Here is a 21,825-nt window from a genome sequence, read left to right on the forward strand (position 1 = left end):
CACGAACGAAGGAGTGACCGATGGCTTCCCTGAAGAAGATCCTCTTGGTGGACGATGACGACGACCTTCGCGAGGCGCTGAGCGAACAGCTGGTGATGACCGAGGATTTCGACGTGTTCGAGGCCGCCTCGGGGGCCGAAGGCATGGAGAAGGCCAAGGCGGGCCTCTACGACCTCGTGATCCTCGATGTGGGTCTGCCGGACACCGACGGGCGCGAGCTCTGCCGGCGGATGCGCAAGGCCGGCGTGAAATGTCCGGTGCTGATGCTGACCGGGCATGATTCGGACAGCGACACCATTCTGGGCCTCGATGCGGGCGCGAACGACTATGTGACGAAGCCCTTCAAGTTTCCGGTGTTGCTCGCGCGCATCAGGGCGCAACTTCGTGCGCACGAACAATCAGAGGATGCAGTGTTCCAGCTCGGCCCCTACAGCTTCCGGCCCGCCCAGAAGATGCTGGTGGACGAAAAGGAGCGCAAGATCCGGCTGACGGAAAAGGAAACCAACATCTTGAAATTCCTTTACCGGGCCTCACAAGGTGTTGTGGCTCGCGAGGTGCTTCTCCACGAGGTTTGGGGATATAACGCGGGCGTTACAACCCACACGCTAGAGACGCACATCTACAGGTTGCGCCAGAAGATCGAGCCCGACCCGTCGAATGCGCGTCTTCTCGTCACGGAGTCCGGCGGCTACAGGCTTGTTGCGTGAGATCAAATTAAGGATCACACTCCTATCATATAAAGACAGTAGAGACGGCGGGCTCGCCCGCTGCGCGAGTTCCCTCCCGTGTCGGGGTTAGAGACACGGACCCTCCCTGTTGGATCTGGCCGGGCCTCGTGCCCGGCCTTTTTTCTTGCTTCGTGCCAGCCTTCTCTCGCGCTTCCCGGCGGCCTTCTTTCGCGCTTCCAGGCGGTCTTTCCTCGCGCTTCGCGACCGGCATTTATCGCACTCTGCGCCCGGCCCTTTTCGCGCTTCGCGAATGACAGGGCCCTCGGTCGGACGGTGGACCCCTCGCGCCCGGCGGGCTAGGAAGGGGGCCTCAGACCGGAGCCTGCCATGACCTTCACCCTCGCCACCTGGAACATCAACTCGGTCCGCCTGCGCGAGGCGCTGGTCTCGCGGCTGCTGACGGAGGAGATGCCCGACATCCTCTGCCTGCAGGAATGCAAGAGCCCGGTCGAGAAGATGCCGCTCGAGGCGTTCCGGGCGCTCGGCTACCACTGGTGCGTGGCGCGCGGACAGAAGAGCTACAACGGCGTGGCGATCCTGTCGAAGCTGCCGCTGGTGGATGCGGGCGACCATGATTTCGCCGATCTCGGCCATGCGCGGCATGTGTCGGCGGCGCTCGAGAACGGCGTGACGATCCACAATTGCTATGTCCCCGCCGGCGGCGACATTCCCGACCGCGAGCAGAATGTGAAGTTCGGCCAGAAGCTCGATTACCTGACGCGGATGCGCGACTGGTGCCGGGCCGACACGCCGAAGAAGGCGATCCTCGTGGGCGATCTCAACATCGCCCCGCGCGAGGACGATGTCTGGAACCACAAGTCCCTGCTGAAGATCGTGAGCCACACGCCGATCGAGGTGGACCATCTGAACGCGCTGATGGAGGCGGGCGCCTGGATCGACGTGACCCGCAAGGACCTGCCCGAGGGGCGGCTCTATTCCTGGTGGTCCTACCGCTCGCCCGACTGGGAGGCGGCCGACAAGGGGCGCCGGCTCGACCATATCTGGGCCACGCCCGACATCGTCAATGCCGCGCACGGCAGCCGCATCCTCAAGGCGGCGCGGGGTTGGCTGCAGCCGTCGGACCATGCACCGGTCTTCGCCACCTTCGATCTCTGAGGGCCGCGCCCGATCTTATGAGGCGGCGCCTCAGGGCCGGGGCGCGTAGCGGGCGAGGAACATCTCGACCGCGCCCTGGGCCACCTTCTGCCGCTCCGCCTCGCTGACGCTGTTGCCCACGCCGAAGACGATGCGGTTGAAGAGATCCGCCTTGCAGAGCTCGGCGAACTGGTCGGCCGCCAGCTCGAGATCGTCGATGGCAAGCTCGCCCCGGCCCACGGCCTGCGCGAGATAGTCCACGATCCGCTGCCGGACGAGCGCCGGGCCGCTCTCGTAGAATTCGTGCCCGAGCTCGGGGAAGCGGTCGGCCTCGGCCACGCAGATCCGATAGGTGCGGATCCCGAAATCCGAGAGCACGAAGGCCACGATGCGGGTGGCGGCAAGCGTCAGCACGGCGCGCGGGGCGAGGTCGGCGGTGATGAGCGCCACCGCTTCCTCGGACTGGCGCAGGCATTCGGCCTTGGCCACCTCGAGAAACAGCAGCCGCTTGTCCGGGAAGTAGCTGTAGAGCGTGGCCTTCGACACGCCCGCCGCGCGGGCGATGTCGTCGACGCTCGCCCCCTCGAACCCGTCCCGCAGGAAGATCGTGCGGGCGCCCTCGAGAACCTGGGGCATCTTGCGGCCCTTGCGGGCCGGGGGCGTCTCAGCGGGCATCGGGCTCCTCCTGCCGGCGACTGTAGGCGCCGGACAGGAGGAGCCGCAAGGTCAGCGGCCGCAGGTCGTGCAGCTGTCCGGCCAGGTGAGGTGCGGAATGTCCAGCGGCAGCGCGAAGGACGGGGCCGCCAGCCCGAGCGCGAGAGTCAGGGTGGCAAGCGTCAGGGTCAGCCGTTTCATCTCGATCTCTCCCAATCTGAACCACTCGGTTCAGTTGCGATCCTGCGGTGAGTCGCGCTTTTGGGCAAGCCAAAAGTGAACGATACGGTTCAGTTCGGGCGCTTTTGCCACCTTGCCGCAGGCGCTCCCGTCCGGTAATTTAGAATGACTCTAAAAAGGTGAGCCATGTTCTCCTCATTCTCCAGCCGGCGGCGCTTCCGCGATCTGTCCGATGCCGAGATCCTCGCGCTGGCGATCTCGTCGGAAGAAGACGATGCCCGCATCTACCGCTCCTATGCCGACCGGCTGCGCGCGCCCTACCCCGGCACCGCCGCCCTGTTCGAGGCGATGGCCGAGGAGGAGGACAGCCATCGCCGCCGCCTGATCGGCACCTTCCGCGACCGGTTCGGCGAGACGATCCCGCTGATCCGGCGCGAACATGTCGAGGGTTATCCGTCGCGCAAGCCGGTCTGGCTGCTCGAGACCCTGCCGCTGGAGCGGGTGCGGCGCGAGGCTTGGGAGATGGAGAACGCTGCCCGCAGCTTCTACGAAACGGCGGCGCGGCATGTGACGGATGCCTCGACACGCAAGCTTCTGGGCGATCTCGCCGCCGCCGAGGCCGCGCACGAGCATCGGGCCGAGAGGCTGGCCGAGGAGCATCTGACCGACGAGGCGACCGCGGCGGAGGACGAGACCGCGCGTCGGCAGTTCATCCTGACCTGGGTGCAGCCGGGCCTCGCCGGGCTCATGGACGGGTCGGTCTCGACGCTGGCGCCGATCTTCGCCACGGCCTTCGCGACGCAGGATCCGGCCACCACCTTTCAGGTCGCGCTGGCGGCCTCGGTGGGCGCGGGCATCTCGATGGGCTTCACCGAGGCGGCCCATGACGATGGCGTGCTCTCGGGCCGCGGCGCGCCCTGGAAGCGGGGACTCGCCTCGGGGGTGATGACGACGGCAGGCGGGCTCGGCCATGCGCTGCCCTATCTGATCCCGGACTTCGCCTGGGCCACCGGCATTGCCATCGCGGTGGTGTTCTTCGAGCTCTGGGCCATCGCCTGGATCCAGAACCGTTACATGGAGACGCCCTTCCTGCGGGCGGCGCTGCAGGTCGTGCTGGGCGGCGGGCTCGTGCTGGCGGCGGGGATCCTGATCGGCTTCGGCTGAGCCCGGGGCCGAGGGCGGCGGGGGCTGCCTGCCCCCGTCTCCGGCCCTGCCGGAGACTCCCCCGGGGATATTTGCGCAGAGTGAAAGCGATGGGGTCGCGCGGGAGGCGGACCTGTCCGGTGGGGGCGCAGAGAGCCGCTTCAGGATACGGTCCGGCCCGGCGCACATGTCTTGCGGGAGGCGGGGCCTGCGGCACGAGCCTTGCGGCGGTCCCCGGCTTCGGGGGGCGACAGAGGACGGGCGGGCGCGGTGCGGAGAGGCGCCGGCGCTCCGTGAGGGGCGGCTCCGACGATTGGCCGAGCTTGCATCCGGCGGGGGGCCGTGAAACCTTGGCGGCGACCCGAGCCGAAAGCCTGCGATGCTGCCCGTCCTTCTCGAGACCCTGCCCTTCTTCGCACTGATCGGCACGGGCTACATGGCCGGGCGCATGGGGATGTTCACGCCGGAGGCGACGGCCTGGCTCACCAAGTTCGTGTTCTACTTCGCGCTCTCGGCCATGCTGTTCCGCTTTGCCGCCAATCTGTCGCTGGCGGAGATCTGGTCGCTTCCCTTCGTCGCGGCCTATCTGGCCGGGTCGGGGGCGGTCTATCTTCTGGCCACGCTGGTGGCCCGGATGCGGGGGGTGGGCACCGAGGTGGCGGCCATGGAGGCGCAATGCGCGGTCATCGGCAACACGGGGTTCCTCGGCGTGCCGATGCTCGTGCTGCTCCTCGGCGCAGGCGCGGCGGGGCCGGTGCTGATGATGCTCTCCATCGACCTCATCTTCTTCTCGTCGCTCATCACGCTCATCATCACCGGCAAGCGCGAGGGTCACATGAGCCTGCGCGTGGTCAAGGTGCTGGCGCTGGGGCTGCTGCGGAACCCGATGATCGTCTCGATGGTCGCGGGCCTCGGCTGGTCGGCCACCGGCGCCGCGGTGCCGGAGCCCGTGAACGAGTTTCTGGCGCTGCTGGGCGGGGCGGCCACGCCCGGCGCGCTCTTCGCCATCGGCGCCTCGCTCGCCGGCAAGTCGGCGGAGCGGCTCGAGATCGCGGCCTGGCTCTCGTTCTGCAAGCTCGTGCTGCATCCGCTGTCCGTGGCGGTTGCGGCGCTCGCGATCTTTCCCGTCGAGCGGCAGGCCGCCGGCGTGATGATCGCCGCGGCGGCGCTGCCGGTCGCGGGCAACGTCTATATCCTGGCACAGCATTACGGGGTCGCGCCGCAGCGCGTCTCGGCCTCGATCCTGATTTCCACCGCGGTCAGCATCCTGACCATCACCGGCGTGATCGCCTGGGTCACGACCTTCTGAGGAGAGGAGACCACCATGAAGACCCTATCCGAGAGCCGTTGCTTCGGCGGCACGCAGGGCGTCTACAGCCACACGTCGCAGGTCACCGGCTGCGACATGACCTTCGGCCTGTTCCTGCCGCCCGAGGCGGAGAACGAGGCCGTGCCTCTGGTCTGGTACCTGTCCGGCCTCACCTGCACCCATGAGAATGCGATGGTGAAGGCGGGGGCGCAGAAATGGGCGGCGCAGGAGGGGCTGGCGCTGGTCTTTCCCGACACCTCGCCCCGCGGCGAGGGCGTGCCCGACGACGAGAATTACGCGCTCGGGCAGGGTGCGGGGTTCTATGTGAACGCGACCGAGGCGCCCTGGTCCACGAACTTCCGCATGTGGGACTATATCACCGAGGACCTGCCCCGCGTCCTCTTCTCGGCCTTCCCGCTCGACGAGAGCCGGCAGTCGATCATGGGCCACTCGATGGGGGGTCACGGCGCGCTCACCATCGCGATGAGCTTCCCCGGACGGTTCCGCTCGGTCTCGGCCTTCGCGCCGATCACCCATCCCACCGCCTCGGACTGGGGGCGCAAGCAGCTGACCGCCTATCTCGGGACGGACGAGAGCAAGTGGGCGCCGCACGATTCGGTTCTGCTGATGAGGAAGCGCGGCTTCGACGGGCCGATCCTGATCGATCAGGGCGCCTCCGACCAGTTCCTCGACGCGCTGAAGCCCGAGGCCTTGGCCGAGGCGATGATGGCGCGCCGGCAGCAGGGCATCATCCGGATGCAGCCGGGCTACGACCACAGCTACTTCTTCGTCTCGACCTTCATGGAGGACCATATCCAGTTCCACGCCGAAGCGCTCTATGACTGACCTCTACATCGACGCCGACGCCTGCCCGGTGAAGGCCGAGGCGGAGCGGGTCGCCGTGCGGCACGGGGTGCGGATGTTCCTCGTGTCGAACGGCGGCATCCGGCCTCCGGCGCATCCGCTGGTCGAGAGCATCTTCGTGCCCGAGGGGCCGGACGTGGCCGACATGTGGATCGCCGACCGGGCACGGACCGGCGATGTGGTGGTGACATCGGACATCCCGCTCGCCGCGAAGGTCGTGGCGGCGGGGGCGCTGGTGGTGAAGCCGAACGGCGAGACGCTGACGCAGGCCAACATCGGCAATGCGCTGGCCACGCGCGATCTCATGGCCGATCTGCGCTCGGCCGATCCGTTCCGGCAGGGCGGCGGGCGGCCCTTTTCCAAGGCCGACCGGTCGCGCTTTCTCGACGCGCTGGAACGTGCGATGCGGAAGGCACAGGAGGCGGGCCGCTCCGCCTCCGGAGGAAACGAGGCAGGATCATGAGTATCGAGATCATCGGCCCGGAGGCCGAGGCCCATCTGAGCTGGGACGGACTGACGACGGCGCTGACGCAGGGCCACAAGCTGCCGCGGGCCGAGGTGGCCGACATCTTCCTCTACCGGGGCAAGGACACGGTGCTGTCGCGCGCGGCCTGGATCGACGGGCTGGGCCAGCTCGTGAAGACGGCGACCATCTTCCCGGGCAATGGCGCGGCGGGCAAGCCCACCGTCAACGGCGCGGTGACGCTCTATTCCGACCGCGACGGCACGCTCGAGGCGCTGGTCGATTTCCACCTCGTGACCAAATGGAAGACGGCGGGCGACAGCCTGCTGGCGGCCAAGAGGCTCGCCCGGCGCGACAGCCGCGAGATCCTGCTCGTGGGCGCGGGCAATGTGGCGCGCTCGATGATCGAGGCCTACGGAAGCCACTTTCCCGACGCGCGCTTCACGGTCTGGAACCGGTCTGCGGACAAGGCGCGCGCCATGGAGGGGCCGCAGGTGCGGGCGACCGAGGATCTGGAGGCGGCGGTGCGGGCGGCCGACATCATCTGCACCGCTACGATGAGCCAGGAGCCGGTGGTGAAGGGCGAATGGCTGAAGCCCGGCACCCACCTCGACCTGATCGGCGCCTATCGGCCCGACATGCGCGAGGTGGACGACGAGGCGCTGCGGCGCGCCACGGTCTTCGTCGATTCCCGCAAGACCACCATCGGCCATATCGGCGAGATCCAGGACCCGCTCGACCGCGGGATCCTTACCGAGGCCGACATCCGGGCGGATTACTACGATCTGGCCTCGGGCCTTTATGCCCGCCGCTCGGACGAGGAGATCACGCTGGCCAAGAACGGCGGCGGGGCGCATCTCGACCTGATGACGGCCTCCTACATCGCGGCCATGTGGCGGCAGCGCTGAGCGCTCAGTCCTCCGGCCCCTCGCGGGTGAGGCGCATGGTGAAGACCGCCGCGCCCACCAGATAGGGGCCGAGCCCCGCCACGGCCATCATCGCGCCGCCGAGCCGCTGGGTGTCGAGCGGCGCGAGCCCGAAGGCCGTGCCGCAGATCTCGGGCGCATAGAGGAGGCGCGGCGAGAGCGTGAGCAGCACGCCCAGCATCGTCATGTGCATGAGCGAGAAAAGCATGGCGAGGAGACCCGCTCCGGCGGCGGCCCGTCCCGGCGCGAGGCCCGGCAGCCAGACGAGCACGCCCGCCCCGAGGAAGGTCGCCTGCTGGATGCGGAAGAGAGTGGGATCGAGCGCCGCCGCCTCGTGCAGCCGGGGCGCGTGCCAGCCCCAGACCACGGCCAGTTCGAGCAGCGAGGCCGCGCCCGCGAAAAGGACGGGCCAGGCCGTCCGCAGCGGCGCGAGCCGGGCGAGGCCCAGCGCGATCAAGGGCGCCGCGCCGAGGATCACGCCGAGATGAAGCATCATGTGCCAGACGAAGGAGACCCGCGCGAGGTCGGGCAGCGGCCCGCCCCAGAGTCCCGCGAGCGCGGCGAGGCCGACCCCCAGAGAGAGGAGCCCCGGCGCCAGCTGCCGCCCCGTCTCGCTCTGCGTCCCGCTCACGTGCCCTCCGTGCCCCGTCTGCCCCACCAGCTAGCGCTTGGGAGCGGAGGGGAAGCCCCCGGCACGGTTTTCCGTTCCCGCCCGGGCCCGCTGCAGTGCCCTGAAGCGCCGCAAAATCGGACGTGGCAGCCCGGGGACAGGGCGGCTACTCGCGCGCCGATCGGAGCGCGGAGCTTTCACCACGCCGCACAGTCGGACGGGGCAGCCCGGGGACACGGCGGCCACCCGCGCGCTGATCGGAGCGCGGAGCTTTAGCCACCCACACTCGAGGCGAGGCAACGACAGGCGGATCGGCCCCCGATGCGTCCCCGGCCGTCACGCTCCCGTTGCCTGAAGGGCGTAGAAGGCGCGGCAGCCATCTCGGAGATGTTCCAGTGACGCAGTTCGCCCTCACCCACCTGCCCGCCCCGCCGGTTGCCCGCCAGATCGGCGCCGCCGTGCACCGCACGTCGCTTCTCAGCGCCGAAGGACTGATGGAGCGGATGTTCTCGCGCCTCTTCCACGGCCTCGTCTATCCGCAGATCTGGGAGGATCCGGCGGTGGACATGGCGGCCCTCGCCATCCGCCCCGGGGACCGGCTGGTGGCCATCGCCTCGGGCGGTTGCAACGTGCTTTCCTATCTCACGCAGGGGCCGGGCTCGATCCTCGCCGTGGATCTCTCGCCCGCCCATGTGGCGCTGGGGCGGCTGAAGCTCGCCGCCGCGCGGACGCTGCCCGACCATGCCGCCTTCTTCGATCTCTTCGGTCGCGCAGACCTGCCCGGCAATGCGGCCCTCTACGACCGCCACATCGCGCCCGCGCTCGACGGCCGGAGCCGCCGCTACTGGGAGGCGCGCAGCCCCTTCGGCCGGCGCATCCAGCTGTTCGAGCGCGGCTTCTACCGGCACGGTGCCCTCGGCCGCTTCATCGGCGCGGCCCATACGCTCGCGCGGGCCGCGGGCACCGACCTGCGGGGCTTTCTCGACTGTCCCGACATCGAGGCGCAGCGCAGCTTCTTCTACGCCCATATCGGGCCGCTCTTCGAGGCGCCCGTGGTGCAGGCGCTCGCCCGACGGCCGGCCGCGCTCTTCGGGCTGGGGATCCCGCCCGCGCAATATGCGCTTCTGGCGGGAGACGGCGACGGCGACGTGCTGCCGGTGCTGCGCCAGCGCCTCCACCGGCTGCTCTGTGACTTCCCCCTGCGCGAGAACTACTTCGCCTTCCAGGCCATCGCCCGCCGCTATCCGCGGCCCGGCGAGGGCGCGCTGCCGCCCTATCTCGAACCCACCGCCTTCGAGACGCTGCGCGAGAACGCGGGCCGGGTGCAGATCGAGAACCGCAGCCTGACCGAGGCGCTCGCGGCCGAACCCGAGGAGAGCATCCACGGCTTCACCCTGCTCGATGCGCAGGACTGGATGACGGACGCGCAGCTGACCGCGCTCTGGCGGCAGGTGACGCGCACTGCAGCGCCGGGCGCGCGGGTGATCTTCCGCACCGGCGGGGCGGCCGACCTGCTGCCCGGCCGAGTGCCCGAGGAGATCCTCGGGCACTGGCGCGCCGACCGGGCGGCGGGACAGGCGGGCCATGCCGCCGACCGTTCGGCGATCTACGGCGGCTTCCACCTCTACCGGCGGAGGGACGCATGACCGACGCCACCCATGCGGCGCTGATGGACGCGACCTACCGCCACCAGCGCCGGATCTACGACGTCACGCGGCGGCACTTCCTGCTCGGCCGCGACCGGCTGATCGCCGAGCTCGACCCGCCCCCCGGCGCCCGGGTGCTCGAGATCGCCTGCGGCACGGGGCGCAACCTCGACCTGATCGGCCGGCGCTGGCCCGGCTGCCGGCTCTCGGGGCTCGACATCTCGCAGGAGATGCTGGCCTCGGCCCGCGCGCGTCTGGGCCGGCGCGCGACGCTGGCGCTCGGCGATGCCACCCGGTTCGAGGCCCTGCCCCTCTTCGGCACCGACCGGTTCGAGCGGATCGTCCTCTCCTACGCGCTCTCGATGATCCCCGACTGGCGCGAGGCCCTGCGTGAGGCGGCGCTTCATCTCGTGCCGGGGGGGCGGCTGCATGTCGTCGACTTCGGCGATCAGGCGGGCCTGCCCGGCTGGGCCCGCGCCGGCCTGCGCGGCTGGATCGGGCGCTTCCACGTCACGCCGCGCGACGATCTGGGCACGGCACTGGGCGAAACGGCGCTCGGGATCGGGGGCTATGCCGAATACCGGTCCCTCGGCGGGGGATATGCGATTCTCGGCACGCTCACGCGGTGAGAGATCCCCTGCCCTGCGCGTGACGCTTGTCTGCCCGCAGGCGACCGGCCGCGCGACGGCCGGCCTGCGGGCGATCCGGCGCACTGAAGGCCCGGCGCGTCGCGCGCGGGGACGTAGCCCGCAGCGGCAAGCGGCCGACAGAGCCTGACAGACCGTTCACGGTGCGCGCTCCGGATCGGGTGTGGAGCCGGTGTTGCAGAGGTCAGGCCTCGAGGGAAAGCCCTCTGGCCCGACGGGCAAATTGTCCGGGATCTCTAATCGGGAAATTGGTCGGAGCGAGAGGATTCGAACCTCCGACCCCCTGCTCCCGAAGCAGGTGCGCTACCAGGCTGCGCTACGCTCCGACCTTGGCGTGCGGATTATAGGGTCGCGCATCCGAATGCAAGGGGGTCCGAACGCAATTCGCTACGGAGTGTCTCGCGTCTCGCGGCGGCGCAGAAGGCGCGGCATGAGGCCCACCTCGGGCCGCAGGCGCGTCTGGCTCGCCGGGCGGTTCTCCGACACGTTGCGGCGCGATTCGCGGCCGACGATATAGAGGCCGCTCGCGATGATGACCCCCGCCCCGACCCAGGTCCAGACGTCGGACCGCTCGCCGAAGATGAGCCAGCCGAAGATCGCGGCCCAGACCATCTGCGAATATTGCATCGGCGCCACGATCACGGCCTCGGCCATCCGGTAGGCAGTGATTGTGAGCAGCATGGCCACGAAGCTGAAGGCGGCGATGATGCCCATCATCCCCAGATGCTCGACCGGCATCGGGCGGTAGACGAAGGGCAGCGCCGCACCGAGTACGAAGAAGTTCGCCACCATCGGATAGAGGAGAAGCACGACCGACCGCTCGTCCTGCCCGATCTTGCGCACGATGACGGAGCCCAGCGACGAGGTGACGGCCGCGAGCAGCGCCGCGGCATGTCCGAGGCTGAGCGGCTCCGCCCCCGGGCGCAGCACGATGAGCACGCCCAGAAGGCCGGTGGCAATGGCCGCGCCCCGGTGGAGCCCGATGGTCTCGCCCAGCAGCGGGATGGCCAAGAGCGTGACGAGGAGCGGCATGGTGAAGAGGATGGCGTAGGTCTGCGCCAGCGGCAGAACCGAGAAGGCGTAGAAGGCGCAGAGGCCCGTCGTCACGATGCAGCAGGTGCGCAGCAGCACCCACCAGGGATGGCGCGGCCGAAGGTTCCCGTCCGCCCGGTCGCGCATCAGCATCATCGAGGCGAGCGGAAAGCCCAGAAGGGTTGCGAAGAAGAGGATCTGAACGGCGGTATAGTCGCGGCCCAGCACCTTCACCACGACGTCGTGGGTCGCGTAGATCGCGAAGGCCAGCAGGGCAAGAAGCGCGCCGCGCGTGTTCGATTTGGCCACGAAGAGGACCGCCGCTCGCTTATGGGAGGAACCTCGGCACCATTGCCCGGAAGCCCGGCGAGTGCAAGCGACCGGACCGTAAAAAGGTGGGCATCGGGTGTCTTATAGCCGCCGCGCGCTGCCGTGTGCGCCGGCCGCGCGGAACCGGAGGGGTTCCCGCTGGCGCTGTCCGCTATCGCGTCGGCGACGGCGCGGCAGGGTGCCGGCCGCGCCGGTCTGAAGGGCCACCCCATGAGCCAAGCGCTGAGGCTCGACAGCGGCTCCTCGGCTCCTTCCGTCAAAGAGGCACAGCGCAGCCGCCGCGGCGGTGCCGGCCCCCGCGCCGCGCGAAGGGGAAGGGGGCGGCGCGCCGCCCCCTGCATCGTCAGAGGCTCGCATCCAGCGCCGCGAGGACCGCGTCGCCCATGCCCGAGGTCGAGACCGGCGTGCCGCCCTCGGGGCCCATGAGATCGGCGGTGCGCACGCCGTCGGCCAGCACCGTCTCGACGGCTTTCTCGAGGCGGGTGGCTTCCTCGCCCATGTCGAAGGAATAGCGCAGCGCCATGGCAAAGCTCAGGATGCAGGCGATCGGGTTGGCCTTGCCCTGCCCCGCGATGTCGGGCGCCGAGCCATGGACGGGCTCGTAGAGCGCCTTCGGCCGGCCGTTCGCCATCGGCGCGCCCAGCGAGGCCGAGGGCAGCATCCCGAGCGAGCCCGTCAGCATCGCCGCGCAGTCCGACAGGATGTCGCCGAAGAGGTTGTCGGTCACGATCACGTCGAACTGGCGCGGCCAGCGCACGAGCTGCATGGCCCCGTTGTCGGCATACATGTGGCTGAGCTCGACATCGGGATATTCGTTGTCATGGACCCACTGCACTTCCTCGCGCCAGAGGATGCCGGATTCCATCACGTTGGCCTTCTCCATCGAGCAGACCCGGTTGTTGCGGCGGCGGGCCAGCTCGAAGGCCGAGCGCGCGACGCGGCGGATCTCCTCGGTCGTGTAGCGCTGGGTGTTGACGCCGAAACGGCCGCCCTCGTTGTCGGGGAAGATCCCGCGCGGCTCGCCGAAATAGACGCCCGAGGTCAGCTCGCGCACGATCATGATGTCGAGCCCGGCGACGATGTCGCGCTTCAGGCTGGAGAAGTCGGCCAGCGCGTCGAAGCACTGCGCCGGACGCAGGTTGGCATAGAGGTCCATCTCCTTGCGCAGGCGCAGCAGCCCGCGCTCGGGCTTCACCGAGAAATCGAGCACGTCGTATTTCGGTCCGCCCACGGCGCCGAGCAGAACCGCATCCACCTCCTGCGCCCTGGCCATCGTCTCATCGGCCAGCGGCGTTCCGTGCGCGTCATAGGCCGCGCCGCCGACGAGATCCTCGGAGACGTCGAAACTCACGCCGCGCTTCTCGCCGAACCAGCCGATGATGCGTTTCACCTCGGCCATGACTTCGGGGCCGATGCCGTCGCCGGCGAGGATGAGGAGGGAGGGATTGGCCAAGATGCGCTCCTGCTATCATTGGGGTTTGCCGTGGCCTATGCGCTTCCCCTCGCCCGGTCAAGCCGAGGGCGGCCGCCCCCGCCGCAGGAAGTGACGCTAAGGCAGATCCAGCTCGACCCAGACGGGGCGGTGACGCGAGGCCTGCGCGGCCACGGCCGCCAGAGGATCGCCCGGCGGGGGCCAGAGAACGCCCGACGCGGTGACAGGGAGGCCGCGCGCGGGCAGGATATAGTCGGTGCGCAGGAGCCCCGGACCGTCGTCCGCACGGAAGTCGGCGGTGGCGCGGCTGCCGTCGGGGCCTCGGGGCGCCGGATCCTGCAGCGCGGGATGGGCCAGCAGCGCCGCGATAGCGGCCCGCGGCCCGTCCCCTGCGAGGGGGTCGATGTTCGCCTTGCCCATGAGCAGCACCGGCCCCTCGGGCGCCGGGAACGGCAATCGCCCGTCGAGGAGACGGGCCCAGAACAGCGCTTCGTCCCCGGCCCGGCGGCCGTTGCGGTCCTCGGGCCCGTCGAAGACCGGGGGCGTGGCGGACCAGAGGAGGAGCTTCAGCGCAGGCCCCCCGGTCCGGGGCAGCGGCACCTCCCAGGCCCCCACCGAGGCGAGCCGTTGCACCGCGCGCGCCTCGGGCGGCATCGGCGGCAGGTTCGCCTCCGGCAGGTCCGCCCAGAGCAGGTCCGAGAAGTCGCGCGGCAGGCCGAGCGGCAGGCGCGAGAGCAGCACCATGCCCCCCTGCCCGCCGAACCGGCCCCAGCCCTGCGCGTCTCCCGGCCCGCCGAGGCGGCCGTCGCCGTCGAGGTCGATCCCGGTCGGCCGCCCGACATTGGGCCGCAGCGCCAGAAGATGGGGATAGAGATCGCCCGCCAGCGCCCGGGCCGCCAGAAGGTCCGCGTCGTAATCCACCCCCGTGAGGAAGAGCACATCCGCCCGAAGCGCCTCGATCATGCGCCGCACCGCGAGGATCTGCGGATCCTTCCCCGCGCGGATGTCCCGCAGAAGGAGACCCGGGCCCGCCCGCTCGAGATCCACGTCCCAGGTGGCGAACCGCAGCGTCTCGGCCGCGGCGGCCAGCGGCAGGAGCAGGAACAGGCAGAGCGCCGGAAGCGCCCTCAGACGGGCGCGAGGCCTCGGGTGCCGAAGACTTCGCCCGTCCGGCGCTTCTCGCGGATCATCTCGGCGATGCGGGCCATGCCCACGCCGCGCATCAAGAGGCTCGCCGGAAGGAATGCCCATGCCACCGTGATCCAGACCAGAGCCTGCGGCGAGGCCAGCGTCAGCGGATCGAGGCCGCTGGTGCCGATCTTCACCGCGATCGGGATCAGGAATGGCAGCAGGAACCCTAAGGCCAGGTTAAAGCGCGCGTCCCGGAGCAGGCGCTGCACCACGTCGCCCCCCGCCGTCGCCTCGAAGGTCGGCAGGTTCACCCACACGTTGAAGGCCAGATTGCGCGAGGGCCAGCGGTTCAGCCGGATCACCGCGACGAACATCGCGACCGCGGCGGTGGCAATGAGATAAGAGATGCCGGCGGCATTCCGCAGGACGGCCGTCTGCTCGGGCGTGGCGCGGTCGGACAGCATGAGGGTCGCGAGCCGCACGGGGCTGTAGGCGAAATCCATCGCCGTTCCGACGGCGCCCGCCGCCCGGGCCGACAGCGCCGTCAGGGCGGACGGGTCCGAGGCCTCACGCTGCATCAGGGTGAGGGTCAGCACCATCACGAGCAGGAGCGCGAAGCGCAGCCGGTTGAAGGGCGGGGCATCGCGGAACTCCACGAGCCCCGGGTAGGTCGCATTATATTCGACAAGGGTCAGGACACCGCCGAAGAGGGCCGCGAGCGCCACCATCTGCTGCCCGTCCGCCCCCACGCCCGGCAGCAGGACCGAGGGCAGTGCCAGCAGAAGAACCACGAGAGACGCGCGCAGAAGCGCCCCGGAGAGCCTTGAAAACACGTTCACCCCACCCTTCCCACGAGCCGCAGGCTCCACCGGGGCGATGGCTTCCCGCCTGTTGCGGCAGGGTCGCAGATGCCGTCCCATTGGCGCCTGACCTCACCTTCCGACGCAGGGAGACGTAGAGGAAGCTAACCTTTGTGAGGTATACACAGGGAAAAGGGCGGCATCCCTTTCCAAAAGGCGGGATGAAAAAGGCCGCCCGAAGGCGGCCCTGCATCTCAGGGTTGAAGAGGGATCAGACCCAGGGTCTCAGGGTTGCAAGGTCGCGTTCGAACCCGTCGATCGAGGCGGCCTTCTCCAGCGTCAGGCCGATGTCGTCGAGGCCGTTCATCAGGCAGTGACGGCGGAACGAATCGACCTGGAACGGGAAGGACTGCCCGTCCGAGGTCGTCACCGTCTGCGCCTCGAGATCGACAGTCATGCGCGCGTTGGCGCCCCGGCGGGCATCCTCCATCAGCACCTCGACCACCTCGGGCGGCATGACGATGGGCAGGATGCCGTTCTTGAAGCAGTTGTTGTAGAAGATGTCGGCGAAGCTCGTCGAGATCACGCAGCGGATGCCGAAGTCGAGCAGCGCCCAGGGCGCATGTTCGCGCGACGAGCCGCAGCCGAAATTGTCGCCCGCGACGATGATCTGCGCATCGCGATAAGCCGGCTGGTTCAGCACGAACTCCGGGATCTCGCTGCCGTCGGGATTATAGCGCATCTCGTCGAACAGGTTCTTGCCGAGACCCGAGCGCTGGATCGTCTTCAGGAACTGCTTCGGGATGATCATGTCGGTGTCGATATTGACGAGCGGCATGGGGGCCGCGACACCGGTCACTTTGGTGAATTCTTGCATGGCTCAGGGATTTCCAGATTTTCTGAGGGCAAAGCCCATGGCGACGAGGGTGGCGCCCATGACGATCAGCTCGACCGCGACGAGCGTGCCGAGCAGCACGAGGCTCGCTTCCGGCAGTCGCAGCAGGATGAAGAGACCGAGGCCGGCCGAGATCAGGCCGGAAAGCGCCATCAGCCAGAACATGACGGTGCCGCGCCAGGTGGCGAGGCTCAGCCCGAGCCGCACCACCCCCGAGACGAGGAAGAGCGCGCCCAGCATCAGCGTGAGCGACACCATTCCCGCCAGCGGGTTGGCCAGCATCCAGACCCCCGCGACGAGGCTGACGAGGCTGAAGAAGGCCGCGGCCCCCCGCGAGGGCATTCCCCTGTCGGAGAAGGCCGCCCAGAGCCCGAACGCCCCGCTCGCCACGAAGACACAGCCCGCAAGGACCGTGACCGCGAGCGAGACGGGCAGCGGGAAGGCCAGTGCGGCGATCCCGCCCAGAAGGGCGAGGATGCCGGAGACGATGAGCGAGCTCGTGCCTTTCATTCCGTTCTGTCCTGACTTGCTGCAAACCTGCGCGGGCGCGCTGTGCTGCGCGCCCGGCCGTCGTCACGCCGGCTCGGCCGGCGCCATCATCAGGTCGCGCACGTCGGTCAGGTGACCGGTGATCGCCGCAGCGGCGGCCATTCCGGGGCTGACGAGATGGGTGCGGCCGTTGCGGCCCTGACGGCCCTCGAAGTTCCGGTTCGAGGTCGAGGCGCAGCGTTCCCCCGGGGAGAGCTGGTCGGGGTTCATCGCGAGGCACATCGAGCAGCCCGCGAGGCGCCATTCGAAGCCCGCGTCGATGAAGATCTGCGCCAGCCCCTCTTCCTCGGCCTGCGCGCGCACGAGGCCCGAGCCCGGCACGACCATGGCCCGCATTCCCGGCGCCACCTTCTTGCCCTTCAGGATCTCGGCCGCGGCCCGCAGATCCTCGATCCGGCCATTGGTGCAGGAGCCGATGAAGACCGTGTCGATCTTGATGTCGGTCAGCTTCTGGCCCGGGGTCAGGCCCATGTATTCGAGGCTGCGGCGTGCGGCCTCGACCTTGCCGCCGGTGAAATCCTCCGGGGCGGGGACGGTCGCGGTGATCGGCAGCACATCCTCGGGCGAGGTGCCCCAGGTCACGACCGGGGCGATGTCCTCGCCGCGGATCGTCACGACCTTGTCGAACTGCGCGCCCTCATCGGTGAAGAGCGTCTTCCAGTAGGCGAGCGCCGCCTCCCAGGCTGCGCCCTTCGGCGCATGTGGACGGCCCATCACATAGGCGAAGGTCTTCTCGTCCGGCGCGATCAGGCCCGCGCGCGCGCCGCCCTCGATCGCCATGTTGCAGACGGTCATCCGGCCTTCCATCGACAGTTCGCGGATCGCCTGCCCGCAATATTCGATGACATAGCCGGTGCCGCCCGCGGTGCCGGTGAGGCCGATGACCGACAGCGTGATGTCCTTGGCGGTGACACCGGGGCGCAGGCTCCCGGTGATCTCCACCTTCATGTTCTTCGATTTCTTCTGGATCAGCGTCTGCGTGGCCAGCACATGCTCGACCTCGGAGGTGCCGATGCCGTGGGCCAGCGCGCCGAAGGCGCCGTGGGTGGCCGTGTGGCTGTCGCCGCAGACCACCGTCATGCCCGGCAGCGTCCAGCCCTGCTCGGGCCCGACGATATGGACGATCCCCTGCCGGATGTCCGACACGGGATAGTAGTTGATCCCGAAGTCGCGGGCATTCTTGTCGAGCGCCTCGACCTGGATGCGCGACTCCTCGTTGTCGATCTTCGTGTCGCGGCCTTCCGTCGTGGGGACGTTGTGGTCCGGCACGGCGATGGTCTTCTCGGGGGCGCGCACCTTGCGGCCCGTCATGCGCAGGCCTTCGAAGGCCTGCGGGCTCGTCACCTCGTGGACGAGATGGCGGTCGATGTAGAGCAGGCAGGTGCCGTCTTCGGACTGGTGGACGACATGGTCGTCCCAGATCTTGTCATAGAGCGTTCTCGGAGCGGTCATGGCTCTCTCGCGATGGCTGTTGATTTTATGGGGGGAAGGCAGGCGAAAGCCGCACGCCGACTCAAAGTCGGGCGAGGATCGAGAGGCTGGCGCCGTAGAACCGCCAAGGCAGCCGGGCGCGATCGTCCATGTCGAAGATGCGTTCCATGACTGTGGCTTTTACGCTCGAATTCCCGGACAGGCAACAACGGCGTGAACCGGAACCGCCTGCCGGCGTTGACCCCGGGCCTCGCATGGAGCCGCCCGATGAATGGAGCCGTCGACCACAAGGGATACGAACAGCCGACCTACGACCTCGAGTTCGCGGAGACCGCGACCGAGATCCGACGATACGGCCCCTATCTCGTGGCGGAAGTCACGATGGCGGGAGACCGCTCCACCGCCATCACCCGCGGCTTCCGCGTGCTCGCGCGCTACATCTTCGGCGGCAACGCCGAGAGCCGGAGGATCGAGATGACCGTGCCGGTCAGCCAGCTCCCCGCGGGCGAGGATCTGTGGACCGTGCGCTTCACCATGCCGGCGGTCCGGAGCGCCTCCCTCCTGCCCGCGCCGAAGGACAGCCGCATCCGCTTCGTGACGGTGCCCCCGTCGCGTCAGGCCGTGCGGCGCTTCTCGGGCTGGCCGACCGACCACGCGCTCCGGCGTCAGGCCGAGGGGCTCGCGCACTGGATCGCCGAGCGCGGCCTGCCGAAACGCGAAGGCCCCTACTTTTATTTCTACGACTCGCCCATGACCCTGCCCTGGCAACGGCGGAACGAGGTTGCCTTCGGCCTCGGCGAGGGCTAACCGCAGGCCGCTGCCTGCATTGAGATTGCGGGCCGGTGATGCTACCTTGAGAGAACAGCCCGGCGCCGGGGCTTGTCGGCGCGCCATACGGGAGGACGACCCTGTCACATTCTGACCCCGCGACCGGACTTCCGGTCGGGCAACGGCCGGCTCGGACGAGCACCGCACAAGACCCCGCCAACGACGCCTCCAGCGAGGAGCTTCTGCAGGCCGTGCTCGCCTCGCTCGACGACGACAAGGCCGAGGATATCGTGCAGATCGACCTGCGCGGCCGCTCGGACATGGCCGATTACATGGTCATCTGCTCGGGCCGGTCGTCGCGTCAGGTTGCCGCCATCTCGGAAAAGCTGATGGACCGGGTGAAGCAGCAGTTCGGGCGGTTCTCGAAGGTCGAGGGCAAGGAAACCGGCGACTGGGTGCTGATCGACACGGGCGACGTGATCGTGCATGTCTTCCGCCCCGAGGTGCGCGAGTTCTACCAGCTCGAGAAGATGTGGATGCCGGGCGGCGCTCAGGGCCTCTCGCGCGGCTGATGAAGCTGCAGCTCTGCGCCGTGGGGCGGCTGCGCAGCGGCCCCGAGCGGGATCTGGTCGAGGACTACCTCGCACGCTTCGAACGGACAGGCAGGCCGCTGGGCCTGCCGCCCGTGCAGCTCCTCGAGTTCGAGGATCGCAAGGGCGGCGGCATGGAGGCCGAGGCCGACCTGATCGCGAAGGCCGTCGCGCCGGGGGCGGCGCTTGTCGTCCTCGACGAACGCGGCCGCACCCTCTCCTCTCCCGAATTCGCCGATCATCTCGCGCACTGGCGCGACAGTGGTCGCGACGTGGCGCTGGCCATTGGCGGCGCAGACGGCCTCGCGCCCCGGCTCCGCGACAGGGCCGATCTCGCGATGTCGTTCGGGCGCATGGTCTGGCCGCACATGCTGGTGCGCGTGATGCTGGCCGAGCAGCTCTACCGCGCGGCCACCATCCTCGCAGGCTCTCCCTACCACCGCGTCTGAAGCCCGGGGTGCGGGCGGAAGCCTGCGATGGCACGCACTCGCCCCGCCGCCCGTCCGCACCGGCTTGTGCGCCGCCGCGGCTTCGGCTACCCCCGCCCCATGCCAGACCTCTATGCCTATACCGACGGTGCCTGCAGCGGAAATCCCGGCCCGGGAGGCTGGGGCGTGCTGATGCTCGCGCGCGAGGGCGAGGCGGTGGTCAAGGAGCGCACGCTGCAGGGCGGCGAGGTGCTCACCACCAACAACCGGATGGAACTGATGGCCGCCATCTCGGCGCTCGAGGCGCTGACGCGGCCGACCGAGATCACCATCGTGACCGACAGCGCCTATGTGAAGAACGGCGTGACGACCTGGATCCACGGCTGGAAGCGCAACGGCTGGAAGACCGCCGACAAGAAGCCGGTGAAGAACGCGGAACTCTGGGAAAGGCTCGACGCGGCCCAGCAGCGGCACAAGGTCGTCTGGCGCTGGATCAAGGGACATTCCGGCCACGCCGAGAACGAGCGTGCCGACGAGCTGGCACGCGCGGGCATGGCCCCCTTCAAGACGCGCTAGTTTTCGAGCTTTCGTTCGGTTACATTGGACGCATGGCCCGCCCCCGCACGCTTCCCGATGCCGACGTCCATGTTGCCATCTGCCGGATGCTGGCGGGCGGCGGCGAGCGGGCCGTGTCCTTCGGCACCGTCTCGCGCGCGACGGGCCTCGCCGCGGCAACCCTCGCAGGCCGGTTCGGCAGCCGCGACGGCATGATGCTGGCCGCGCTCGGTCACTTCTGGGACGGGCTCGACGAGGCGACCGACGCCGCCGCAACCGAGACGAAGGCGCCCGCCTTCCTCAAGGCGCTCGGCGAGGCGGCCGAGCCGCAGATCGTGGCCCTCTCGCTCACCCTGCCCGAGATGCGCCCGAGGGCCGAGGCCTGGCGGCGCAGCGTCGAGGCGGCGCTGTCCCTGCGCCTCGGCAAGGCCGAGCCCGCCGCGATGATGTTCGCGCTCTGGCAGGGCCAGCGGCTCTGGCAGGCGGCAGGCGGCCGCGGCTTCAAGCTGAAGGACGCGACGCGGCGCCTCGGCTCCTCCGGCTGAACCCTCCGCAGGGCCGGCTCCCGCCGGATGGCGCATGGGAGGGCAGCCGTGCCCTGAACGCTTGCATCCTCTGCGACCGTAAGTAGCAGTTGCTACGCCTTTTCCCCGCCTCTTTCGGCGACAAAATGGCGGCGATCCGCCGGTCGCGGAGCCGTTACCACTTTGATATATTCTGTTAACCACGCGTTAAAACATTCGGCCCAAAGGTAAGACAAGTTCTCGGCAAAGTCGAAGGAAGCCAGAATGCACGTCCTGATCGTGGAGACCCGCGCGGAGCTTGCCAGCCAGTGGGCAGAGCGGCTGCGCAGGGACGGCATCACTGTCCACATCACCCACAGCCAGGAATGTGCGGTGCGCGTGCTCTGCGCCCACCGGATTCAGGTCGTGATGCTGGATCTGATGCTCGACGAAGGCTCCGCCCTGGCCGTGGCCGACTTCGCGGCCTTCCGGCAGCCCTGGGCCAAGGTGATGTTCCTGACCGACAGCGCCGTCTTTTCGGACGGGTCCATCTTCACCCATTGTCAGAATGCCTGCGGCTACTTTGCCATCTCGACTCCGGTCAGCGATCTTGCGACCATCGTGGAGCATTACGTTCACGCGGCCTGAGCCGCGCAGCATTCGTAACGCCTGCACCCATTCTTGCGAAATATTCTTTCAGATAGCTTGATTTTTCGCCACATGACACCAGACTCGATTTTGAGCACCAGGGAGTCGTTCATGCTCGAATATCTGCCTCAGGACATCAGGGACGGTCTCGCTGCCGCGCAGAAGGCCGAAATGAAGCGCAAGTCACGGCTCCGCGTCCGTTTCGGAGGGACCGAGGTGCCGGTGCTGCGGCTGTGGGACGGGGGCTTCGCCCTCGACGCCGATCAGATCCGCAGCCTGCGCGGCCTCGTCAATCTCTTCGACGGCGAGCGGCTGGTCTGCCAATGCCTCATCGTCTGCGCCGTGGTGGACGGCGGCGAGCTCATCTGCGACTTCAAGCGCGCCACGGCCCCGACCGACCGGCCGCCGCTCGATTTCTGGCTCGAGAAGGAGCCCCCGGCCGGCTATCTGCCGGGAGCCTGAGATCCG

At 68.9% G+C, this 21,825-nt stretch carries 26 protein-coding genes and 1 tRNA gene; 16 read left to right on the top strand and 11 right to left on the bottom strand.

Features of this window, described 5'->3' with window-relative positions; translation table 11 throughout:
* Positions 1-20: 20 nt before the first annotated feature.
* Positions 21-707: a response regulator transcription factor gene (locus RSP_RS12585; RefSeq protein WP_002721035.1), complete on the top strand. Its 687-nt coding sequence runs from the start codon at positions 21-23 to the stop codon at positions 705-707.
* A gap of 348 nt (positions 708-1,055) precedes the next feature.
* Positions 1,056-1,844 (top strand): exodeoxyribonuclease III, encoded by a 789-nt coding sequence (locus RSP_RS12590; protein ID WP_002721037.1) that lies wholly within the window; start codon positions 1,056-1,058, stop codon positions 1,842-1,844.
* Between the two features lie 30 nt (positions 1,845-1,874).
* Here RSP_RS12590 and RSP_RS12595 read toward each other — a convergent pair whose 3' ends face one another.
* Entirely contained in the window at positions 1,875-2,498 is a 624-nt protein-coding gene (locus tag RSP_RS12595; RefSeq protein WP_011338540.1) for a TetR/AcrR family transcriptional regulator, read from the bottom strand.
* Between the two features lie 51 nt (positions 2,499-2,549).
* Entirely contained in the window at positions 2,550-2,678 is a 129-nt protein-coding gene (locus RSP_RS22665) for a hypothetical protein (RefSeq protein ID WP_002721040.1), read from the bottom strand.
* A gap of 165 nt (positions 2,679-2,843) precedes the next feature.
* Between RSP_RS22665 and mbfA the strand changes: the two genes are divergently transcribed.
* The 5 genes from mbfA to RSP_RS12620 all read left to right on the top strand — a co-directional run bounded on the left by mbfA (position 2,844) and on the right by RSP_RS12620 (position 7,344).
* Positions 2,844-3,821, top strand: coding sequence for an iron exporter MbfA (gene mbfA, locus RSP_RS12600; RefSeq protein WP_011338541.1), 978 nt, complete (start codon positions 2,844-2,846; stop codon positions 3,819-3,821).
* A gap of 358 nt (positions 3,822-4,179) precedes the next feature.
* On the top strand, positions 4,180-5,109 hold the full coding sequence (locus tag RSP_RS12605; protein ID WP_002721044.1) for an AEC family transporter: 930 nt from the start codon (positions 4,180-4,182) through the stop codon (positions 5,107-5,109).
* A gap of 15 nt (positions 5,110-5,124) precedes the next feature.
* Positions 5,125-5,955, top strand: a complete 831-nt coding sequence (gene fghA, locus RSP_RS12610; protein WP_002721045.1) for an S-formylglutathione hydrolase — start codon at positions 5,125-5,127, stop codon at positions 5,953-5,955.
* Positions 5,948-6,436 (top strand): YaiI/YqxD family protein, encoded by a 489-nt coding sequence (locus RSP_RS12615; protein ID WP_011338542.1) that lies wholly within the window; start codon positions 5,948-5,950, stop codon positions 6,434-6,436. The genes fghA and RSP_RS12615 overlap by 8 nt, the downstream gene beginning before the upstream one ends.
* A complete protein-coding gene (locus RSP_RS12620) occupies positions 6,433-7,344 on the top strand; it encodes an ornithine cyclodeaminase family protein (RefSeq protein WP_011338543.1) in 912 nt (303 codons plus the stop codon). Before RSP_RS12615 ends, RSP_RS12620 begins: the two co-directional genes overlap by 4 nt.
* A gap of 4 nt (positions 7,345-7,348) precedes the next feature.
* Here RSP_RS12620 and RSP_RS12625 read toward each other — a convergent pair whose 3' ends face one another.
* Positions 7,349-7,993, bottom strand: coding sequence for a cytochrome c oxidase assembly protein (locus tag RSP_RS12625; protein ID WP_011338544.1), 645 nt, complete (start codon positions 7,991-7,993; stop codon positions 7,349-7,351).
* A gap of 374 nt (positions 7,994-8,367) precedes the next feature.
* Between RSP_RS12625 and RSP_RS12630 the strand changes: the two genes are divergently transcribed.
* Both RSP_RS12630 and RSP_RS12635 read left to right on the top strand, forming a co-directional pair.
* Complete coding sequence (locus tag RSP_RS12630; RefSeq protein WP_011338545.1) at positions 8,368-9,618, top strand: DUF3419 family protein; 1,251 nt, start codon at positions 8,368-8,370, stop codon at positions 9,616-9,618.
* Complete coding sequence (locus RSP_RS12635; RefSeq protein ID WP_011338546.1) at positions 9,615-10,247, top strand: class I SAM-dependent methyltransferase; 633 nt, start codon at positions 9,615-9,617, stop codon at positions 10,245-10,247. Before RSP_RS12630 ends, RSP_RS12635 begins: the two co-directional genes overlap by 4 nt.
* A 267-nt stretch (positions 10,248-10,514) precedes the next feature.
* Here the strand turns inward: RSP_RS12635 and RSP_RS12640 are convergent.
* From RSP_RS12640 to leuC, 8 genes are all read right to left on the bottom strand, one after another.
* A tRNA-Pro gene (locus RSP_RS12640) sits at positions 10,515-10,591 on the bottom strand.
* 61 nt (positions 10,592-10,652) lie between these two features.
* Positions 10,653-11,606: a DMT family transporter gene (locus tag RSP_RS12645; protein WP_002721051.1), complete on the bottom strand. Its 954-nt coding sequence runs from the start codon at positions 11,604-11,606 to the stop codon at positions 10,653-10,655.
* A gap of 364 nt (positions 11,607-11,970) precedes the next feature.
* Complete coding sequence (gene leuB, locus RSP_RS12650; RefSeq protein WP_017139959.1) at positions 11,971-13,080, bottom strand: 3-isopropylmalate dehydrogenase; 1,110 nt, start codon at positions 13,078-13,080, stop codon at positions 11,971-11,973.
* A gap of 96 nt (positions 13,081-13,176) precedes the next feature.
* Positions 13,177-14,106 (bottom strand): endonuclease/exonuclease/phosphatase family protein, encoded by a 930-nt coding sequence (locus RSP_RS12655; protein ID WP_011338548.1) that lies wholly within the window; start codon positions 14,104-14,106, stop codon positions 13,177-13,179.
* An 80-nt stretch (positions 14,107-14,186) separates the two neighbouring features.
* The gene (locus tag RSP_RS12660) at positions 14,187-15,029 is read right to left on the bottom strand and encodes a hypothetical protein (protein ID WP_002721054.1); all 843 of its coding nucleotides are present in this window, start codon (positions 15,027-15,029) and stop codon (positions 14,187-14,189) included.
* A 232-nt stretch (positions 15,030-15,261) separates the two neighbouring features.
* A complete protein-coding gene (leuD, locus tag RSP_RS12665) occupies positions 15,262-15,867 on the bottom strand; it encodes a 3-isopropylmalate dehydratase small subunit (RefSeq protein WP_002721055.1) in 606 nt (201 codons plus the stop codon).
* A 3-nt stretch (positions 15,868-15,870) separates the two neighbouring features.
* The gene (locus RSP_RS12670; RefSeq protein ID WP_002721056.1) at positions 15,871-16,395 is read right to left on the bottom strand and encodes an HdeD family acid-resistance protein; all 525 of its coding nucleotides are present in this window, start codon (positions 16,393-16,395) and stop codon (positions 15,871-15,873) included.
* 63 nt (positions 16,396-16,458) lie between these two features.
* Entirely contained in the window at positions 16,459-17,886 is a 1,428-nt protein-coding gene (leuC, locus tag RSP_RS12675; RefSeq protein ID WP_011338550.1) for a 3-isopropylmalate dehydratase large subunit, read from the bottom strand.
* Positions 17,887-18,132: 246 nt separating this feature from the next.
* On the opposite strand from leuC, the gene RSP_RS12680 reads away from it, so the two are divergent.
* The 7 genes from RSP_RS12680 to RSP_RS12710 all read left to right on the top strand — a co-directional run bounded on the left by RSP_RS12680 (position 18,133) and on the right by RSP_RS12710 (position 21,819).
* Positions 18,133-18,672 (top strand): SOUL family heme-binding protein, encoded by a 540-nt coding sequence (locus RSP_RS12680; protein WP_017139961.1) that lies wholly within the window; start codon positions 18,133-18,135, stop codon positions 18,670-18,672.
* 212 nt (positions 18,673-18,884) lie between these two features.
* A complete protein-coding gene (rsfS, locus tag RSP_RS12685) occupies positions 18,885-19,205 on the top strand; it encodes a ribosome silencing factor (RefSeq protein WP_011338552.1) in 321 nt (106 codons plus the stop codon).
* A complete protein-coding gene (rlmH, locus tag RSP_RS12690; protein ID WP_011338553.1) occupies positions 19,205-19,672 on the top strand; it encodes a 23S rRNA (pseudouridine(1915)-N(3))-methyltransferase RlmH in 468 nt (155 codons plus the stop codon). The genes rsfS and rlmH overlap by 1 nt, the downstream gene beginning before the upstream one ends.
* Before the next feature lie 99 nt (positions 19,673-19,771).
* A complete protein-coding gene (gene rnhA, locus RSP_RS12695) occupies positions 19,772-20,227 on the top strand; it encodes a ribonuclease HI (RefSeq protein ID WP_023003711.1) in 456 nt (151 codons plus the stop codon).
* 32 nt (positions 20,228-20,259) lie between these two features.
* The gene (locus RSP_RS12700; RefSeq protein WP_011338555.1) at positions 20,260-20,751 is read left to right on the top strand and encodes a transcriptional regulator; all 492 of its coding nucleotides are present in this window, start codon (positions 20,260-20,262) and stop codon (positions 20,749-20,751) included.
* 243 nt (positions 20,752-20,994) lie between these two features.
* Entirely contained in the window at positions 20,995-21,357 is a 363-nt protein-coding gene (locus RSP_RS12705) for a response regulator (RefSeq protein WP_002721067.1), read from the top strand.
* A gap of 111 nt (positions 21,358-21,468) precedes the next feature.
* Positions 21,469-21,819 (top strand): hypothetical protein, encoded by a 351-nt coding sequence (locus RSP_RS12710; protein WP_002721068.1) that lies wholly within the window; start codon positions 21,469-21,471, stop codon positions 21,817-21,819.
* Positions 21,820-21,825 lie beyond the last annotated feature (6 nt).

This window comes from Cereibacter sphaeroides 2.4.1 (genome assembly GCF_000012905.2).
GTDB classification, from domain to species: Bacteria; Pseudomonadota; Alphaproteobacteria; order Rhodobacterales; family Rhodobacteraceae; genus Cereibacter_A; species Cereibacter_A sphaeroides.

Coding starts and splice junctions, on each gene's coding strand:
- RSP_RS12585 (WP_002721035.1), top strand. CDS start 21: ATGGCTTCCCTGAAGAAGATCCTCTTGGTGGACGATGACGACGACCTT.
- RSP_RS12590 (WP_002721037.1), top strand. CDS start 1,056: ATGACCTTCACCCTCGCCACCTGGAACATCAACTCGGTCCGCCTGCGC.
- RSP_RS12595 (WP_011338540.1), bottom strand. CDS start 2,498: ATGCCCGCTGAGACGCCCCCGGCCCGCAAGGGCCGCAAGATGCCCCAG.
- RSP_RS22665 (WP_002721040.1), bottom strand. CDS start 2,678: ATGAAACGGCTGACCCTGACGCTTGCCACCCTGACTCTCGCGCTCGGG.
- mbfA (WP_011338541.1), top strand. CDS start 2,844: ATGTTCTCCTCATTCTCCAGCCGGCGGCGCTTCCGCGATCTGTCCGAT.
- RSP_RS12605 (WP_002721044.1), top strand. CDS start 4,180: ATGCTGCCCGTCCTTCTCGAGACCCTGCCCTTCTTCGCACTGATCGGC.
- fghA (WP_002721045.1), top strand. CDS start 5,125: ATGAAGACCCTATCCGAGAGCCGTTGCTTCGGCGGCACGCAGGGCGTC.
- RSP_RS12615 (WP_011338542.1), top strand. CDS start 5,948: ATGACTGACCTCTACATCGACGCCGACGCCTGCCCGGTGAAGGCCGAG.
- RSP_RS12620 (WP_011338543.1), top strand. CDS start 6,433: ATGAGTATCGAGATCATCGGCCCGGAGGCCGAGGCCCATCTGAGCTGG.
- RSP_RS12635 (WP_011338546.1), top strand. CDS start 9,615: ATGACCGACGCCACCCATGCGGCGCTGATGGACGCGACCTACCGCCAC.
- leuD (WP_002721055.1), bottom strand. CDS start 15,867: ATGCAAGAATTCACCAAAGTGACCGGTGTCGCGGCCCCCATGCCGCTC.
- RSP_RS12670 (WP_002721056.1), bottom strand. CDS start 16,395: ATGAAAGGCACGAGCTCGCTCATCGTCTCCGGCATCCTCGCCCTTCTG.
- leuC (WP_011338550.1), bottom strand. CDS start 17,886: ATGACCGCTCCGAGAACGCTCTATGACAAGATCTGGGACGACCATGTC.
- RSP_RS12680 (WP_017139961.1), top strand. CDS start 18,133: ATGAATGGAGCCGTCGACCACAAGGGATACGAACAGCCGACCTACGAC.
- rlmH (WP_011338553.1), top strand. CDS start 19,205: ATGAAGCTGCAGCTCTGCGCCGTGGGGCGGCTGCGCAGCGGCCCCGAG.
- rnhA (WP_023003711.1), top strand. CDS start 19,772: ATGCCAGACCTCTATGCCTATACCGACGGTGCCTGCAGCGGAAATCCC.
- RSP_RS12700 (WP_011338555.1), top strand. CDS start 20,260: ATGGCCCGCCCCCGCACGCTTCCCGATGCCGACGTCCATGTTGCCATC.
- RSP_RS12705 (WP_002721067.1), top strand. CDS start 20,995: ATGCACGTCCTGATCGTGGAGACCCGCGCGGAGCTTGCCAGCCAGTGG.
- RSP_RS12710 (WP_002721068.1), top strand. CDS start 21,469: ATGCTCGAATATCTGCCTCAGGACATCAGGGACGGTCTCGCTGCCGCG.